At 64.2% G+C, this 19,857-nt stretch carries 1 protein-coding gene; it reads right to left on the minus strand.

Annotated elements, in window-relative coordinates:
• Window positions 1-119 precede the first annotated feature (119 nt).
• A complete protein-coding gene (locus K2Y42_RS11865; RefSeq protein WP_291152618.1) occupies window positions 120-19,406 on the minus strand; it encodes a hypothetical protein in 19,287 nt (6,428 codons plus the stop codon).
• Window positions 19,407-19,857 lie beyond the last annotated feature (451 nt).

Raw genomic sequence — 19,857 nt, forward strand, 5'->3', positions numbered from 1 at the left:
AAACGCGAAGCGGCCGCACCCGGAGATGCGGCCGCCCGACTTGTATCTGCCTGCGCCTGACGTCTCCTGGGAGACCGGCGCGGTTTCCGGACGCCGCGGGGCGTCCGGCCTTGCGCTTCTTAGACCGCCTGGAACCTGGTGAAGTCGTAGGTCCAGGGCGTCGAGCCGTCGGTGGTAATGACGCCGATCAGCGTGCCGCCGGAGGTGAAGTCGCCGTCGGCGCTGTAGTACAGCTCGCCCGTGTCCTGCTGGTAGGTGAAGCCGCCGCTTCCGCCGGTGCTCAGGATCGTACCCTCGCGGGCATTCTCGTTGGCCACGGAGCGGATGTTGACGTTGTTCGAGAGCGCACCCGAGATGATGTAGGTGTTGCCGTTCAGCGTCGAGCTCGTGTTAGTGTCGAGACCGATCTTGTCGGCGCCCGTGCCCATGTTGTGGATCACCATGTGGTTGCCGCTCGAATTCTGATCGAAGACGAAGGTATCCACACCGGCGCCGCCAGTGACGTGATCGATGCCGCCGCCGCCGCGGATCTGGCTGGTGCCGCCCGAGACGACGATGGTGTCGTTGCCCGCGCCGCCGATGACGGATTCAACGTTGGAGACCGACACGCTGTTGGTGAAGTTGCCCAGCGTGAGCTTATCCGACGATGCGCCGAGATCGATCGAGCCGTTCACGATCTGAGTCTGCACGGTGATCGTATCCACGCCGGTGCCGCCGAGGATGGTTTCAACGTTGCTGACAGAGGCCGTGTTGACGAAGTTGCCGAACTTGAGCGTATCCGAGCCGCCGGCGAGGTCGATGGTGGCACCGACTGCCTGCGTCGAGTAGGTGATCGTGTCGCTGCCGCCGTTGCCGAGCAGGCTCTCCACGCTGGTGACCGAGCCGGTGTTGGTGAAGTTGCCCAGGGTCAGCGAGTCGGAGCCGCCGCCGAGATCGATCGACATGCTCGTCGTGAGCGCGTTGCCGAGCGTTACGGTGTCGATGCTCGAGCCGCCGACGATGGTTTCGACGTTCGTGACAGTCGCGACGTTGGCGAAGGCGCCGAAGGTGAGCTTGTCGTTGCCGGCGCCGAGGTTGATGTCGGCGTTCTCGATCAGCGACGTGAGCGTGATGGTGTCCGCAGCCGAGCCGCCGACCAGCGTTTCGACGTTGGCGACCGAGACCGTGTTGACGAAGTCGCCGAGGACCAGCTTGTCTGCGCCGTCACCCAGGTTGATGATACCCTTCGTGATCTGCGCGGCGATGCTGATCGTGTCGGCCAGTGCGCCGGCATTGACCGTTTCGACGTTCGACAGCGTGGCCGTGTTGATGAAGTCACCGAACGTCAGGGTGTCGTTGCCTGCCGCGAGATCGATGGAGGCGTTCGAAACCTGGCTGCCGAAGGTCACCGTGTCGATGCCGGTGCCGCCGATGACGGTCTCGACGTTGAGCACGGTCGCGGTGTTCGTGAAGTTGGCGAACGTGAGCTTGTCGCTGCCGAGGCCGAGGTCGACCGTGACGTTGCTGACCGCCGTGGAGAAGGTGATCGTGTCCGCCGCCGTGCCGCCGACGATCGATTCGACACCGGTGAGCGTCGCCGTGTTGGCGAAGTTACCGAAGACGAGCGTGTCGGAGCCGGCGCCGAGGTCGATCGAAGCGTTCGACACCTGAGTGGTGATCGTCAGGCTGTCCGAGTCGCTGCCGCTGACCAGCGTTTCGACGTTGGCGATCGAGCCGAAGTTGCCGAAGTTGCCGAGCGTGAGCTTGTCGTTGCCGGCGCCGAGATCGACCGAGTCGGTCGCGCCCAGGGCCGTGACGAACGTGATCGTGTCGTTGTCGGAGCCGCCGACCAACGTTTCGACGTTGCCCACCGTGGCCGAGTTGATGAAGTTGCCGAGCGTGAGCTTGTCGGCGCCGTCGCCGAGGTCGGCGGAGGCCTTCGAGAACTGGTTGGTGACGGTGATCGTGTCGGCCAGCGCGCCACCGATGATGGTTTCGACGTTGGTGACAGAGCCCGAGTTGACGAAGCCGCCAAGATGGAGAACGTCGCTGCCGGCGCCCAGATCGATCAGGTTCGACGTGAACTGGCTTGCCAGCGTGATGGTGTCAGAACCCGAGCCGCTGTTCAGCGTTTCGACGCCGGACACCGTCGCGGTGTTGTTGAAGTTACCGAGCGTCAGCACGTCGCTGCCCGAGCCGAGATCGATGGAGGCATCGATTGCCTGCACCGCGAGCGTGATGGTGTCAGCCAGCGAGCCGCCGACGATGGTTTCCGCGTTCGACACCGTCGCCGTGTTGGCGAAGTTGCCGAAGGTCAGGGTGTCGAGGCCGCCACCGAGATCGATCGAGGCGTTCGAGGCCTGCGCCGCGAAGGTGATCGCATCGGCATCCAGGCCACCGATCAGCGTCTCTACGTTCGAGACCGAGCCGGTGTTGGCCGAGTTGCTCAGGATGAGCTTGTCGTTGCCGAGGCCGAGATCGATGCTGTCGGTGCCGCTGATGCCAGAGGCCAGCGTGATCGTGTCGTTCGCCGTGCCGCCGACGAGCGTCTCGACATGAGCGATCGTGCCGGTGTTGGCGAAGTTGCCGAGCGTCAGCTTGTCGGAGCCGTCGCCGAGATCGATCGAGGCGTCCGAAATCTGGCCGGTGATCACGATCGTGTCGGCCAGAGCGCCGCCGATGATGGTCTCGACGTTCGAGATCGTGCCGCTGTTGACGAAGTCGCCAAGGATCAGCTTGTCCGCGCCGGAGCCCAGATCGATGTTGTTGGTCGAGACGAACTGGCTGCCGAGCGTGATGGTGTCGGACAGCGAGCCGCCGACCAGCGTTTCGACACCGGATACCGTCGCGACGTTGACGAAGTTGCCGAGCGTCAGCACGTCGCTGCCCGAGCCGAGGTTGATCGCGGCGTCGCTTGCGGCTGCCGAGAGCGTGATGGTGTCAGCCGCAGAGCCGCCGACGATGCTCTCGACGTTGGCCACCGTCGCCGTGTTGGCGAAGTTGCCGAGCGTCAGCGTATCGAAGCCAGCACCGAGCTCGACGGAGGCATTCGAAGCCTGCGTGGCGAAGGTGATGGTGTCGGCATCGGCGCCGCCGATGATGGTTTCGACGTTCGAGAAGCTGCCGGTGTTGGCCACGTCGGCCAGCACGATCTTGTCGTTGCCACCGCCCAGGTCAATGCTGTCCGAGGCGTTGATGGCCGAGACGAAGGTCACGGTATCGGCCGTTGCGCCGCCGATCAGGGTCTCGACGTTGCCGACGGTGACGGCATCGGCCGTTCCGAGGGTCAGCTTGTCGGCGCCTGCGCCGAGGTCGATCGAGGCCTTCTGAGACGAGAACACCGTGGTGATGGTGTCCGCGGCCGAGCCGCCCACCAGCGTTTCAACGTTCTGGACCGTACCCGTGTTGGCGAAGTCGCCCAGGGTCAGGATGTCGTTGCCGAGGCCGAGGTCGATGGCGTGGGTCGACGCGAGCGCCGTGCCCAGCGTGACCTGGTCTGCAGCCGAGCCGCCGGTCAGGGTTTCAACACCCGACACCGTGACCGAGTTGGCGAAGTTGCCGAGGGTCAGGATGTCGTTGCCGAGGCCGAGGTCGATCGTGGTTTCGGTCGCCATTGCGCCGAGGGTGATCGTATCGGCGCCAGAGCCGCCCACGATGCTCTCGACATTCGAGATCGTAGCCACGTTGGCCGCGGTCGAGAGCGTGATCGTGTCGAAGCCGCCGCCCAGGTTGATCGAGGCGTTGGAGGCTTGCGTCGTGAAGGTGATCGTATCCGCGTCTGCGCCACCGATCAGCGTCTCGACGTTGGCGATCGAGCCCGTGTTCGACACGTCCGCCAGGGTCAGCTTGTCTGCGCCAACACCGAGGTCGATGCTGCCGCTGGAGGCAATGCCTGCGCCGAGCGTGATGGTGTCGGCATCCGAGCCGCCGGTCAGCGTCTCGACGTTCGAGATCGTCGCGGTGTTGGTGAAGTCGCCGAGAACCAGCTTGTCGGTGCCGTCACCCAGATCGACCAGGCCCTTCGAGAGGAGCGTGGTGATGGTGATCGTGTCGGCGGCAGAGCCGCCGATGACGGTTTCCGTGTTGGCCACGGTCGCCGTGTTGGCGAAGTTGCCGAAGGTGAGCGCATCGACGCCTGCACCGAGATCGACCGAGCCGTTCGAGACCTGCGCGCTGAAGGCGATGGTGTCGATGCCCGTGCCGCCGATGACGGTGTCGACGCCGGAGAGGGTCGCCACGTTGACGAAGTTGCCGAGCGTCAGGGTATCCGCGCCGCTGCCGAGGTCGATGACCGCGTTCGAGGCCGCGGCCCGGAGCGTGATCGTGTCGGCCGCAGAGCCGCCGAGGATGCTTTCGGCGTTGGAGATCGTGGCCGTGTTGGCGAAGTCGCCGAGCGTCAGGCTGTCGGTGCCGGCGCCGAGGTCGATCGAGCCGTTCGACACCTGGGTGGCGACGGTGATCGTGTCGGAATCGATGCCGCCGATGAGCGTTTCGACGTTCGATACAGAGCCGGTGTTGGCGACATCGGCCAGCGTGAGCTGGTCCGCGCCCGAGCCGAGGTCGATGCTGTCGCTTGCGCCGAGCGCCGTGCCCAGCGTGACGGTATCAGCCAGCGATCCGCCGACCAGGGTTTCTGCGCCCGAGACCGTGGCCGAGTTCACGAAGCCGCCCAGGGTGAGCGAATCCGAGCCTGCGCCCAGGTTGTAGAGCGTCTTGGTTGCCTGCGTGGCGATCGTGATGACGTCCGCATCCGAGCCGCCGATGATGGTCTCGACGTTGGACAGCGTGCCGGTGTTGGCCACGTTCGCGAGGGTCAGCACGTCGCTGCCGCCGCCGAGGTTGATGCTGTCGGTCGCCGAGAGCGCCGTGCCGAGCGTGATGTTGTCGGACGAGTTGCCGCCGATCAGCGTCTCGACGTTCGAGATCGTGCCGGTGCTGTTGAAGTTTCCAAGCGTCAGCTGGTCGGAGCCGGCGCCGAGGTCGATCACGCCGTTCGAGAGCTGCGTCGAGATGGTGATCGTGTCCGCATCCGAGCCGCCGACGATGCTTTCGACGTTCGAGATGTTGGCCGAGTTCGCGAAGTCGCCGAGCGTGACCTTGTCCACGCCGTCGCCGAGGTTGACGGAGGCGTTCGAGAGCTGGGTCGCGAAGGTGATCGTGTCCGCGGCCGAGCCGCCGACGAGCGTCTCGACGTTCGAGACCGAGCCCGTGTTGACGAAGTCGCCGAGGGTCAGCTTGTCGGAGCCCGAGCCGAGGTCGATATCGTGGCTTGCCGCAAGCGCGTTGCCGAGCGTCAGGGTGTCTGCACCCGTGCCGCCAACGATGGTCTCGACATCCGTGACCGTTGCGACGTTGGCGAAGTCGCCCAGGACGAGCTTGTCGCTGCCGGCGCCGAGGCCGATCAGGGCCTTCGACAGGATGGTGCCGATGGTGATCGTGTCCGCAGCCGAGCCGCCGACGATGGTCTCAACACTCGATACGGTGCCGGTGTTGGTGGCGTTCGCAAGGATGAGGGTGTCGTCGCCGGCGCCGAGGTTGATCGACTCCGTGCCGCTCATGCCGCTGCTCAGCGTGATGGTGTCGTTATCAGCGCCGCCGATGATCGTCTCGGCGCCCGCAACCGTTGCGACGGTCGCGAAGTTGCCAAGTGTCAGCTTGTCGTTGCCAGCGCCGAGGTTGATGCTGGCGTTGCTGAGCTGCGAGGCGATGGTGATGGTGTCCGCATCCGAGCCGCCGATGATGGTTTCGACGTTCGAGAACGTGCCCGAGTTGTCGAAGTCACCCAGCGTGACCTTGTCGGCGCCGAGGCCGAGGTCGACGTTGCCCTTCGAGAGAACCGTCGCGAAGGTGATGGTGTCGGCATCCGAGCCGCCGATGACGCTTTCGACGTTCGAGACGGAGCCCGTGTTGGCGAAGTCGCCGAGGGTCAGCTTGTCGGAACCCGCGCCGAGGTCGACGCTGCTCGAGCCGCCCAGGGCCGTCGCGAGCGTGACCGTGTCGCCGGCGGAGCCGCCGATGACCGTTTCGACGTTTGCCACCGTGACCGAGTTCGTGAAGCCGCCGAGGGTCAGCTTATCATTGCTGCCGCCGAGGTCGATCGAGCCGTTGGTGATGCCCGCGCCGAGCGTGATGGTATCGACGTTCGTGCCGCCGTGAATGGTCTCGACGTTCGAGATCGAGCCGGTGTTGGCGACGTTAGCGAGCGTCAGCGTGTCTGCACCGGCCCCGAGGTTGATGTCGTCGGTTGCCGTCAGAGCCGTGGCGAGCGTGATCGCGTCGGCCGCGGAGCCGCCAACGATGCTCTCGACGTTCGAGACCGTCGCCGTGTTGGCGAAGTTGCCGAGCGTCAGCTTGTCGTTGTTGCCGCCGAGGTTGATCGTCGCGTTCGACAGAGCGGTGGTGGCCGTGACGGTATCGACATCGGTGCCGCCGAGGATCGATTCAACGTTTGCGACCGAGATGGTGTTGGCGAAGTTGCCGAGCGTGATGCTGTCCGAGCCGGCGCCGAGATCGACGAGGCCCTTGGAGACGGCGGTCGTGAAGGTGATGGTGTCGGTGTTGGAGCCGCCCACGACCGTTTCGACGTTGGCGATCGAGCCCGAGTTCGCCAGGTCCGCGAGGACCAGCTTGTCGTTGCCGGCGGCGAGATCGACGCTGCTGGAGCCCGAGAGCGCTGTGGCCAGCGTCACGGTGTCCGCAGCCGAGCCGCCGATGACCGTTTCGACGTTGGACACGGTCGCGGTGTTGACGAAGTCGCCGAGCGTGACCTTGTCGGAGCCGACGCCGAGGTCGATGGAGATCGAGTTCGCCTGCGCGCCGATCGTGATCGTGTCCGCGGCGCTTCCGCCGACGATGCTTTCGACGTTGGAGATGGTGCCGACGTTGGCGAAGTCGCCCAGGTTGAGGATGTCGTTGCTTGCGCCGAGATCGACGGAGCCGTTCGAGAGGATGGCTCCGAGCGTCACGGTGTCCGCATCGACGCCGCCGATCAGCGTTTCGACATTGCTGACGGTGATCTTGTTCGACAGGTCGGCAAGCGTGAGCTTGTCGGCGCCTGCGCCCAGGTCGACGGAGACGTTCGAAGCCGCCGTGGCGAGCGTGATCGTGTCTGCATCGCTGCCGCCGACGATGGTTTCGACGTTCTGCAGCGTCGCCGTGTTGACGAAGTTGCCGAAGGTGACCGTGTCGGAGCTGTTGCCGAGATCGATCTGGCCCTTAGAGACCTGCGCCGTGAAGGTGATGGTGTCGATGTTCGAGCCGCCGATCACCGTTTCGACGTTGGCGATCGAGCCTTCGTTGGCGCCGTTGGCCAGCGTGAGGCTGTCGCTTCCCGCGCCGAGATCGATGCTGTTGGCGGTCGTGAGGACCGTTGCGAGCGTGATGTTGTCGGACGACGTGCCGCCGAGCACCGTCTCGGTGTTCGAGATCGTGCCAACGTTGGCGAAGTTGCCGAGGACGAGCTTGTCCGAGCCGGCGCCGAGATCGATGCTGCTGGTGTTGTCGAGCGCCGCGCCGATGGTGATGGTATCGGCACCCGAGCCGCCGATCAGCGTTTCGACGCGCGAGACCGTCGCCTGGTTGGCGAAGTTGCCGAGGACGAGCTTGTCGACGTCGCCACCCAGGTCGATCGAGCTGTTCGATGCGACCGTGGTCAGGGTGATGGTGTCGCCGAGGCCGCCGCCGATCAGGGTTTCGACGTTCGAGACCGATGCCAAGTGCGTGAAGTCGCCGAGCGTCAGCTTGTCATTTCCTGCGCCGAGATCGATCGAAGCCTTCGAGAGCGATGCACCGATCGTGATGGTGTCGTCGCTCGTGCCGCCCGTGAGGGTTTCCACGTTCGAGACGGTGGCGCTGTTGGCGAAGTTGCCGAGCGTCAACGTGTCGTTGCCGGACGCGAGATCGATGTTGCCATTCGAGAGCTGCGTCGTGATCGAGATGACGTCTGCGCCGTTTCCGCCAAGGATGCTTTCGACGTTGGCGATGGAGCCCGCGTTGGCGATGTTCGCCAGAGTGAGGCTATCGATACCCGCGCCGAGATCGATCAGCGAACCGCTGGTCAGAGCCGAGCCGAGCGTGATGTTGTCGCTTGCCGAGCCGCCGACGATGCTCTCAGCGTTCGAGATGGTCGCGGTGTTGGCGAAGTTGCCAAGCGTCAGCTTGTCGTTACCGGCCTTGAGGTCGATGCTGACATTGCCGTCGAGGCGCGTGGAGATGGTCAGGGTGTCGTCGTCGGTGCCGCCGATTAGCGTTTCGACGTTCGCGATCGTCGCGATGTTCGCGAAGCTGCCGAACGTGAGCGTGTCTTCGCCGTTCGAGAGATCAATCGAGGCGTTCGAGGCCACACCGGAGAAAGTGATCGTGTCCGCATCGGCGCCGCCGACGAGGGTTTCGATGCCTTCAACCGAGCCGACGTTGACGAAGTCGCCGAGCGTCAGTTTGTCGTTGCCCGCGCCGAGGTTGATGTTGCTCTTGAGGACGAGCGCCGCGCTGAGCGTGATCGTGTCTGCCGCGCTACCGCCGACGATGCTTTCGACGTTTCCGACCGTCGCGACGTTCGCGAAGTCACCGAGCGTGAGCTTGTCGTTGCCACCGCCGAGGTCGACCGAGCCGTTCGAGAGCGCCGTGCTGACCGAGATCAGGTCGGCTGCAGAGCCACCGATGATCGTTTCAACGTTGGACAGCGAGGCCGTGTTGGAGATGTTCGCAAGCGTCAGCGTGTCGTTGCCCGCGCCGAGGTCGATCGACACCGAGGTCGTGAGGCTGGATGCGATGGTGAGCGTGTCAGAGCCGCTGCCGCCGACGATGGTTTCGATGTTGGCGAGCGTACCCTCGTTGGCGAAGTCGCCGAGGACGATCTTGTCGGCGCCGCCGCGCAGATCGATGCTGGCGGTTGCGGCCAGTGCCGTCACCACGTTCAGCGTGTCGGTGCCCGTGCCGCCGAGAACGCTTTCGACGTTCGCGAGGGTCGCGGAGTTGGCGAAGTTGCCGAAGGTCAGCTTGTCGAGGCCTTCACCGAGGTTGAAGGAGGCGTTCGAGGCCTGCGATCCGAGCGTGATTTCATCCGTGTCGAGGCCGCCGATGATCGTCTCGACGTTCGTGACGGTGCCGGAGTTGGCGAAATCGGAGAGCGTCAGCTTGTCGTCGCCGCCACCGAGGTTGACGACATCGGTCGCGCCGATTGCGCTGGCGAGCGTGATCGTGTCGGCGGCGCTGCCGCTGATAATCGATTCAATGCCGGCCAGGGTCGCGACGTTGGCGAAGTCGCCGAGCGTCAGCTTGTCGACGCCAGAGCCGAGATCGAACGAGCCTTCCGAGACGATGCCCACGGCCGTCAGCGTGTCGGAGCCGGAGCCGCCGAAGATGGTTTCGATGTTCTGGATCGTGGCCGAGTTGGTGAAATCGCCGAGCGTCAGCGTGTCGGCACCCGAGCCGAGATCGACCGAGCCCTTGGACAGCACGCCTGCGATGGTGATCGAATCGGCATCCGAGCCGCCGACGACCGTTTCCGTGTTCGTGACCGTTGCGTAGTTGGCGAAGTTGGCGAACGTGATCTTGTCGTTGCCCGCGCCGAGGTTGATGACCTCGCCGCCGGTGAGTTCGCCGGACAGCGTGATGGTGTCGTGACCCGCGCCGCCGATCAGCGTTTCGAAGCCCGAGATCGTGACCGTGTTGGCGAAGTCGCCGAGCGTGAGCTTGTCGTTGCCGGCGGCAAGATCGATCGATCCGCCCGAGATCTGCGTCGTGTAGACGATGGTGTCAGCATCCGCGCCGCCGATCAGCGTCTCGACGTTGGCCACCGAGCCGTTGTTGATCAGATCGGACAGGATGAGCTTGTCGGCGCCCGCGCCGAGGTCGACGATCGCGTTGGTGAACACATCGCCGATGGTGACGGTATCGCCATTCGTGCCGCCGATCAGGCTCTCGACGTTGGAGACGGTGACGACGTTCGCGAAGTTGCCGAGCGTGAGCTTATCGACGCCCGCGCCGAGGTCGATCGAGGCCTCCGACGCTACGGTCGTGAGGCTGATCGTATCCGCGTCCGAGCCGCCGAGCAGCGTTTCGACATTCGAGGCGCTGACGACGTTGACGAAGTTGCCGAGCGACAGGGTGTCGCCGCCCGCTCCCAGATCGACGGAGACGTTCGAGGCGGCGGTTGCCAGCGAGATCGTGTCGGCGTCCGAGCCGCCGATGACGGTTTCGACGTTCGACAGCGAGCCGACGTTCGAGAAGTCGCCGAGCGTGACCTTGTCGTTGCCGACGCCGAGATCGATCTTATGGCCCGCGGTGAGGGCTTCCATCATCGTGACGGAATCCGACTCCGAGCCGCCAATGAGCGTTTCGATGTGGGCGACCGAGATGCTGTTGACGAAATCGCCGAGCGTCAGCTTGTCCGCGCCGTCGCCGAGATCCATCGAGCCGCTCGACCAGGCCGTGGCGAGGACGATGGTGTCGTTGCCGCTGCCACCCGTGACGGATTCCACGCGTGCGAGCGTCGCCGTGTTACCGGCATCCGACAGCGTGAGCTTGTCCGCGCCGACGCCGAGGTCGATCGAAGCGTTCGCCAGCTGGCCGGCGATGGTGATGCTGTCCGCGCCGCTGCCGCCGAGGACGGTTTCGACGCTCTGCAGCGTGGCATCGTTGGAGAAATCGCCCAGGATGATGGTGTCGGCGCCCGAGCCGAGGTCGAAGGAGGCTTCGGAGAGGGCGGTCGCAACCGTGATCGTGTCGGCGAGCGAGCCGCCGGTCAGAGATTCGACGTTCGAGATCGTCGCCGTGTTGACGAAGTTGCCGAGCTTCAGGCTGTCGATGTCCGCGCCGAGGTTGATCGACGCGCCGGAGAGCTGGCTTGCAATGGTGATGTCGTCGGTGCTGGAGCCGCCGACCAAAGTCTCGACGTTGGCAATCGAACCGCTGTTGGCGAAGTTGCCGAGCGTCAGCTTGTCCGCGCCTGCGCCGAGGTCGACGCTGTTGTTGGCTTCGAGCGCCGCGCCGACCGTCACCGTGTCGGCTTCCGAGCCGCCGATCAGGGTTTCGACGTTGGTGACCGTGACGACGTTGACGAAATCACCGAGCGTCAGCTTGTCGTTGCCGGCGCTGAGATCGATGGATGCGTTCGTGAGCTGCGTGGCGACTGTCAGCGTGTCGTTGTCCTGGCCGCCGATGATGGTCTCGACGTTCGAGACGGTCGCCGAGTTGACGGCGTCGCCGAGGGTCAGCTTGTCTGCGCCCGTGCCGAGATCGATCGAGCCGCCGGCGAGAGCGTCGCCGAAGGTGATGGTGTCAGCGCCCGTGCCACCGATGAGCGTATCGACGTTCGTGAGCGTGCCGGTGTTCGCAAAGTTGCCGAGCGTCAGGGTGTTGGCGCCCGCGCCGAGGTCGATCGTGACAACGCTCGAGAGCGCCGTTCCGAGCGTGATGGAATCCGCGCCCGAACCGCCGAGAATGCTCTCGGTATTGGAGACCGTGGCGATGTTGGCGAAGTTTCCGAGGGTCAGCGAATCCGTGCCCGCCTTGAGGTCGATGCTGACCTGCGACAGCGCGGTCGAGAGGGTTACGGTGTCGGAATCGCTGCCGCCGATCAGGGTCTCGACGTTGGCGATGGTGGCGCTGTCGCCCGCATCGCTGAGGGTCAGAAGATCCTTGCCCGCGCCCAGATCGATCGACGCATCCGTCATGCCGCCGACGATGGTGACGGTGTCGTCGCCAGCCGCGGCCGTCAGGGTCTCGACGTTCGAGACCGATACGGTGTTCGAGAGACCAGCCAGATCCAGGATGTCGTTGCCGGCCGCCAGGTCGATGCTGCCGTTGAGCAGCACGGTCGAAACCGTGACCTTGTCGTTCATCGCGCCGCCGGTGACGGTTTCCACGTTGGCAACCGTGAGCGTGCTGTCGAAGTCACCGAGCGTCAGCTTGTCGTTGCCAGCGGCGAGGTCGATCGAGCCGCCGGAGATCTGCGATGCGTAGGTGATGTCGTCGTCAACCACGCCGCCGATGAGCGTTTCGACGTTCGAGATGGTGCCGGTATTCGCGACGCCTGCCAGGATCAACTTGTCGGCGCCTGCCGCGAGATCGATGCTCGACGAGGCGGTGAGCGCATCGAGAAGCGTGACGGTATCCGCGCCCGTGCCGCCGTAAAGCGTTTCGACGCCCGCGACCGAGACGGTGTTGGTGAAGTTGCCCAGCGTCAGGGTGTCAGAGCCCGACCCGAGATTGATCGAGGCGTTGGAGAGCGACGAGGCGATCGTGATCGTGTCGGCATTCGAGCCGCCCGTGATCGTTTCGACGTTCGCGACGGTCGCTTCGCTGACGATGTCCGCAAAAGTCAGCTTGTCGAGGCCCGCGCCGAGGTCGATCGAGTTGCTGACGCCCGTCAGAGCGCTGATCGTCACGTTGTCGGCGTTGGTTCCGCCGATCAGCGTCTCGACGTTCGCAATCGTGACCACGTTGAGGAAGTTGCCGAGCGTCAGCTTGTCGTCGCCAGCGGCGAGATCGACCGAGCCGTCGGCCAGCGTCTTGAGCGTGATGTTGTCGGAATCCGAGCCGCCGATGATCGTCTCGACGTTCGACACGGAGCCGTTGTTGTTGAAGTCACCCAGGGTCAGCGTGTCGCTGCCGCCGGCGAGATCGATGTTCGCAGCCGTGGTTAGCGCGCCGCCGAGCGTCACGGTATCCGCGGCCGTGCCGCCGGTCAGCGTTTCGACGTTCGACACCGTCACGACGTTGGCGAAGTTCTTGAGCGTCAGCGCGTCGGCACCGGCGCCGAGATCGATCGACACGTTCGACGCGATGGCAGCGAGGGTGACGCTATCGGCGCCCGTGCCGCCGATGACGGTTTCGATGTTGTTGACGGTCACCGTGTTGGCGAAGTTGCCCAGGACCAGCGTGTCGGCGCCGGATCCGAGGTCAACCGACACCTTGGAGGCAATGGCGCCCAGCGTGATCGTGTCAGCGCCCGAGCCGCCGATGATGGTCTCAGCCGCGGCAACCGTCGCCGAGTTTGCGAAGTCACCGAGGGTCAGCGTGTCGTTGCCGGCGCCAAGGTTGAGCGAGCCGTTCACGAGCTGGCTTGCAACCGTGATGTTGTCGACGCTCGAGCCGAACACCAGGCTTTCGACATTTGCGATCGTGGCCGTGTTGGCGGAGTTGGCGAAGACGAGCTTGTCGTTGCCGGCGCCGAGATCGATCGAGCCGTTTACGATCGCTGCACTCAGCGTAACCGTATCCGACGACGATCCACCGATGACGGTCTCGACGTTGGTCACCGTGACGGAGTTGGCGAAGTCGCCGAGGATCAGCTTGTCGCTACCGCCGGCGAGATCGACCGAGGCGTTCGACATCTGCGCCGCAATGGTGACGGTGTCGGCACCCGTGTTGCCGATCAGCGTTTCGACGTTGGAGACGGAGCCAGTGTTGGTGAACGCACCCAGGTTCAGGCGGTCGGCGCCGGCGCCGAGGTCGATCGTCTGCGAAGCGGACAGCGCAGTGCCCAGATCCACCGTGTCGGCCATGGCGCCGCCGAGCAGCGACTCGACGTTCGATACGGTCGCCGTGTTGACGAAGTTGCCGAGCGTGAGGCTGTCGGTGCCGACACCGAGGTCGACGGACGTCTTCGACGCCGCGGTCGCAATGGTGATCGCGTCCGCGTCGGTGCCGCCGATGATGGTCTCGACGTTGAAGGCCGATCCGGTGTTGGCGAAGTTGCCGAGCGTCAGCTTATCGTTGCCGCCGCTGAGGTCGATGATGACGGAGCTCGTGAGGGCGCTGCCAAGGGTGACGTTGTCGGTGGAACTTGCGCCGGCGATGATCTCGACGTTCGACACCGTCACGGTGTTCGAGGCGTTGGCGAGGTTGAGGCGGTCGGCGCCTGCGCCGAGGTCGACCGAGACGTTCGAGCTCGCGACGCCAAGGGTGATCGTGTCTGCGTCCGAGCCGCCGACGATGGTTTCGACGTCAGTCACCGTCGCACGGTTCACGAAGTCGCCGAAGGTCAGCTTGTCGGCGCCGCTGTCGAGGTCGATGGAGACATTCGAAGCCTGCGATCCGAGCGTGACGGTGTCTGCGCCCGTGTTGCCGAGGATGGTTTCGACGTTCTGAACCGTGCCGGTGTTGGCAAACGCTCCGAGCTGCAGGATGTCCTTGCCTGCTGCCAGGTCGATGGACTGCCCCACCGTGAGCGCGCCGCCGAACGTGATGGTATCGCCGCCCGTACCGCCGAGCAGAGATTCCACGTTCGAGACGGTCGCGGTGTTGGTGAAGTTGCCCAGCGTCAGCGTGTCGGATCCGACGCCGAGGTCGACCGAGGTCTTCGCGGCCGCGGTGGCCAGCGTGATCGCGTCCGAATCGGTGCCACCGATGATGGTCTCGACGTTGAAGGCCGAGCCGGTATTGGCGAAGTTGCCGAGCGTCAGCTTGTCGTTGCCGCCGCTGAGATCGATGATGACGGAGCCCGTCAGAGCGCTGCCCAGCGTGACGTTGTCGGTGGATCCCGCTCCCGCGATGATCTCGACGTTGGAGACCGTCACGGTGTTCGAGGCATTGGCGAGATTGAGGCGGTCGCTGCCTGCGCCGAGGTCAACGGAGACGTTCGAGCTCGCCGCGCCGAGGGTGATCGTGTCTGCGTCCGAGCCACCGACGATGGTTTCGACGTCGGTCACCGTCGCGCGGTTCACGAAGTCACCCAAGGTCAGCTTGTCGGCGCCGCTGTCGAGGTCGATCGAGCCGTTCAAGATCTGCGTCTTGAGCGTGATTGTATCGGCACCCGTGTTGCCGAGGACGGTTTCGACGTTCGAGACCGAGCCCGTGTTGGCGAATGCGCCGAGGCTGAGCGTGTCAGCTCCGGATCCGAGATCGATGTCCTGCGTCGAGAGAAGCGCGCCGCCGAGCGTGACGGAGTCTGCACCCGTGCCGCCGACCAGCGTCTCGATGTTGCCGACCGTCAGCGTGTTCGCGAAGTCGCCGAGGGTCAGCTTGTCGCTGCCGACGCCGAGGTCCACGGATGCCTTCGCCGCGGCTGCGCCGAGCGTGATCGTGTCGGCGTCAGTGCCGCCGATGATGGTTTCGACGTTGTACAGCTTACCGGTGTTGGCAAAATCGCCGAGGATCAGCTTGTCGCTGCCTGCGCTCAAATCGATGATGCTCGAGGCGCCAAGCGCCGTTCCGAGCGTGACCGTGTCGGACGAACCCGCGCCGCCGATCGTCTCAGCATTCGAGATCGTGACCGTGTTCGGGGAATTGGCCAGCGTGATGCGGTCATTGCCGGCGCCGAGGTCAACGGAGCCGCCCGAGATGCCCGTCGCAAGGGTGATGGTATCGTTCGCGGAGCCGCCGACGATGGTCTCGACGTCGCTGACCGTCGCGGTGTTGACGGCGTCTGCGAACGTGAGTTTGTCCGCGCCCGATTCGAGATCGATCGAGCCGCTGGAAATGGCAGTGCCGAGCGTGATCGTATCGGCACCCGTGTTGCCGATGATGGTTTCGATGTTCGAGACCGTGCCGGTGTTGGCGAACGCGCCGAGCGTCAGGCTATCCTTGCCGACGCCGAGGTCGATGCTATCCGTGCCGGTCAGCACCTTGCTCAAGGTGACATCGTCAGCGGCCGTGCCGCCGATCAGTGTTTCGACGTTAGCCACCGTGAGCGTGTTGGCGAAGTCGCCAAGGGTCAGCTTGTCGCTGCCGACGCCGAGGTCCACGGATGCCTTTGCCGCGGCTGCGCCGAAGGTGATCGTGTCTGCATCGCTGCCGCCGATGACGGTTTCGACGTTGTAAATCTTGCCCGCGTTGACGAAGTCGCCGAGGGTCAGTTTGTCGTTGCCTCCGCTCAAATCGACGATATTCGACGCGCTGAGCGCCGTTCCGAGCACAACCGTGTCGGACGAGCCCGCACCGCCGATCGTCTCAGCATTCGAGATCGTGATCGAGTTCGATGCTGCCGCGAGCGTGATGCGGTCGTTTCCGGCGCCGAGGTCCACGGAGCTGCCCGTCGCGCTGCGTGCCAGCGTGATGGTGTCGTTGCCGGAGCCGCCGACGACGGTTTCGATTTCGCTGAGCGTTGCGGTGTTGACGCCATCCGCGAAGGTGAGCGTGTCCGCGCCCGCGTCGAGATCGATCGAGGCGCCCGTGACCGCCACGCCGAGCGTGATGGTGTCCACTCCCGTGTTGCCGATGATGGTTTCAATGTTCGAGATCGTGCCGGTGTTGGCGAATGCGGCGAGCGTCAGGGTGTCCTTGCCCGCGCCGAGCTCAATGCTGTCTGTGCCGGACAGCGCTTTGGTCAAGGTCACGGAATCGGAGGCCGTGCCGCCGATCAGCGTCTCGATGTTGCCAACCGTGAGGGTGTTCGCGAAGTCGCCGAGGGTCAGCTTGTCGTTGCCGGCACCCAGATCTACGGATGCCTTCGCAGCCGCGGCGCCGAAGGTGATCGTGTCCGCATCGCTGCCGCCGATGACGGTTTCGACGTTGTAGAGCTTACCCGTATTGGCGAAGTCGCCGAGCGTCAGCTTGTCGTTGCCGGCGCTCAGATCGACGATGTTCGAGGCGCTGAGCGCCGTTCCGAGCACGACCGTGTCGGACCCTCCCGCGCCGCCGATCGTCTCCGCATTCGAGATCGTGACCGAGTTCGATGCTGCCGCGAGCGTGATGCGGTCGTTGCCGGCGCCGAGATCCACGGAACCGCCCGTGATGCCCTTCGCCAGCGTGATGGTGTCGTTGGCAGAGCCGCCGACGATGGTCTCGATTTCGCTGAGCGTTGCGGTGTTTACGCCATCCGCAAACGTGAGCTTGTCCGCGCCCGAGTCGAGATCGATCGACGCACCCGTGACCGCCGCGCCGAGCGTGATGGTGTCTGCGCCCGTGTTGCCGATGATGGTTTCGATGTTCGTGATCGTGCCGGTGTTGGCGAACGCAGCAAGCGTCAGGCTGTCCTTGCCCGCGCCGAGCTCGATGCTGTCCGTTCCCGACAGAGCTTTGGTCAACGTCACGGAGTCAGAGCCCGTGCCGCCGATCAGCGTCTCGATGTTACCAACCGTGAGGGTGTTCGCGAAGTCGCCAAGGGTCAGCTTATCGCTGCCGGCGCCCAGATCCACAGATGCCTTCACCGCGGCCGCGCCGAACGTAATCGTGTCGGCATCGCTGCCGCCGATGACCGTTTCGACGTTGTACAGCTTGCCCGAGTTGACGAAGTCGCCAAGGGTCAACTTATCGCTGCCGGCGCTCAGATCGACGATGTTCGAGGCGCCGAGCGCCGTTCCGAGCACGACCGTGTCGGACGAGCCCGCGCCACCGATCGTCTCGGCGTTCGAGATGGTGACCGAGTTCGACGCCACAGAGAGCGTGATGCGGTCGTTGCCGACGCCGAGATCCACGGAGCCGCCCGTGATGCCCTTGGCCAGCGTAATCGTGTCGTTCGCGGAGCCGCCGAGGATCGTCTCGATGCCCGACAGCGTGGCCGAGTTCGTGCCATCAGCGAAGGTGAGTGTGTCGAGGCCGTTGCCGAGATCGATCGAGCCGCTGGTCACAGCCGTGCCAAGCGTAATCGCATCGGCGCCCGCGCCGCTGACGATCGTTTCGACGTTCGAGATCGTGCCGCTGTTCGCCGACGCGTCGAGCGTGAGCTTGTCCTTGCCAGCGCCGAGGTCGATCGACTGACCGGAGAGAGCGCCATCCAGCGTCACCGTGTCGGCGCCCGTGCCGCCGATGATGGTCTCGACGTTGGCAACCGTGAGGGTGTTGGCGAAGTTGCCGAGGGTCAGCTTATCGTTGCCGGCACCAAGGTTGATCGACGACTTCGGCGCTGCCGATGCAAACGTGATCGTGTCTGCGTCGGAGCCGCCGAGCAGCGTCTCAACGCCCGCGAGCGTGCCGGTGTTGGCAAAGTTTCCGAGCGTGAGCGTGTCGTTGCCGGCGGCCAGGTCGATGCTCGTCGAAGGCGTCAGCGCCGTCGTGATGGTGACCGAATCGGAAGCCGCGCCGCCGATGATGGTTTCCGTGTTGGAAACGGTCACGGTCGAGGCTGACTTGCCCAGCACGAGCTTGTCGATGCCCGCGCCGAGATCGATGACGGACTTGGTCGGGCCTGTGCCGATCGTGATCGTGTTGTTGGCCGAGCCACCGATGATGGTTTCGACGTTGGAAACCGTCGCCGTGTTGGCGAAATCGCCGAGCGTCAGCTTGTCGTTGCCGACTGCGAGATCGATCGAGCCGTTCGAGATCTGCGCGCCGAGCGTGATCGTGTCTGCGCCGGTGTTGCCGAGAATGGTCTCGACGTTCGATACCGTGCCGGCGTTGACGACGGCTGCGAGCGTCAGCTTGTCCTTGCCAGCGCCGAGGTCGACCAGGTTTGACCCGGTCAGCGCTCCGGCGAGAACGACGGTGTTGTCGCCCGTTCCGCCGAGGATCGTCTCGACGTTCGAAACGGTCGCCACGGTGGTGAAGTTGCCGAAGTCGAGCTTGTCGTTGCCGGCGCCGAGATCGAAATTGCCCTTCGAGAGGGCGGAGCCGATCGTAAGCGTATCCGCGCCGGTACCGCCGACGAGCGTTTCAATGTTCGACACCGTGCCGGTGTTCGTGAAGTTGCCGAGGGTCAGCTTGTCGTTGCCGCCGCCGAGATCGACCGATCCGGAGAGCGCGGTCGACAGATTAAGGGTGTCAATGCCGCTGCCGCCAACGATGGTTTCCGCGTTGGAAATCGTCGCGGTGTTGTTGAAGCTGCCGAGGGTCAGCTTGTCGTTGCCGGCGCCAAGGTCGAACGAGCTCTTTACGGCCGCCGTCGACACCGTGATCGTGTTGTTGGCCGAGCCGCCGATGATGGTTTCGACGTTGGCAACCGTCGCGGAGTTCGCGCCGGCGTCAGAGAACGTGAGCTTGTCCAGACCAACGCCCAGGTCGATCGAGCCGTTGATGATCTGCGACGAGATCGTGATGGTGTCCGCGCCGGTGCCGGAGATCACGGTTTCGACATTGGCCAGCGAGCCGGTGTTGGCGAACGCGCCGAGCGTCACCTTGTCCTTGCCGGCGCCGAGGTCGATGTTCTGAGAGTTGGTGAGGGCCTGGGTCAGGGTAACGGTATCAGCGCCCGTTCCGCCTACGAGCGACTCGACGTTCGAGACCGTGAGGGTGTTTGCGAAGTTGCCGAGGGTCAGCTTGTCGGACCCGCCGCCGAGGTCGATCGACGTCTTCGGCGCCGCCGCTCCGAGGGTGATCGTATCGTTCCCCCCGCCACCTATGACCGTCTCGACATTCGAGACCGTCGCGGTGTTTGTTCCGCTCCCCAGGGTCAGCTTGTCGCTACCCGCCGCAAGATCGATGCTTGCGTTGGCCACTGTGCCGGTCACGACCACGGTGTCGGTCGAGCTGCCGCCGATCAACGTATCGACGGTTGCGGCCGTATACTGATTGGCCTTGCTCTTGTTCGGCAGATTAACGACAGCCATTTTAGACCCCGAATTCGCGTTTCCCGCTCACCGCCGATTCATGTCGGCCGGCCCCACACACACTGACCCTCTACATTTCGGTGTCATTTCGCGATGAAAGTCGCCGCTGCCTTGTCGACCCCTTCGACTTGCAGCTACTCGAAATCCAATTTCGAAACACCCTTTACGGGCTTCTTCACCGTACTATTTCAAATAAATGCACGCGTATGCTTTCAAATTAGTAAACTACGGGAAAACGGTGCATTTAACACCTCAAATAAAACTGCTAATTGAAACCAGCTAGTTCGCAACCTTAAGCAATCGTATTATCATCAATGTAGATCCTGTTGAGTCTGCATCATTTTTTAAATTGCATCTAAAACGACAAAAACGGCGTTTCGAGTTGAATATGAATCTCGTCATTTCGGTTTCTATTTCTTACAAATTGGCGATCCGCGCTCGCGCCGGATGA

Source organism: Hyphomicrobium sp. (assembly GCF_019744875.1).
Taxonomy (GTDB): Bacteria; Pseudomonadota; Alphaproteobacteria; order Rhizobiales; family Hyphomicrobiaceae; genus Hyphomicrobium_C.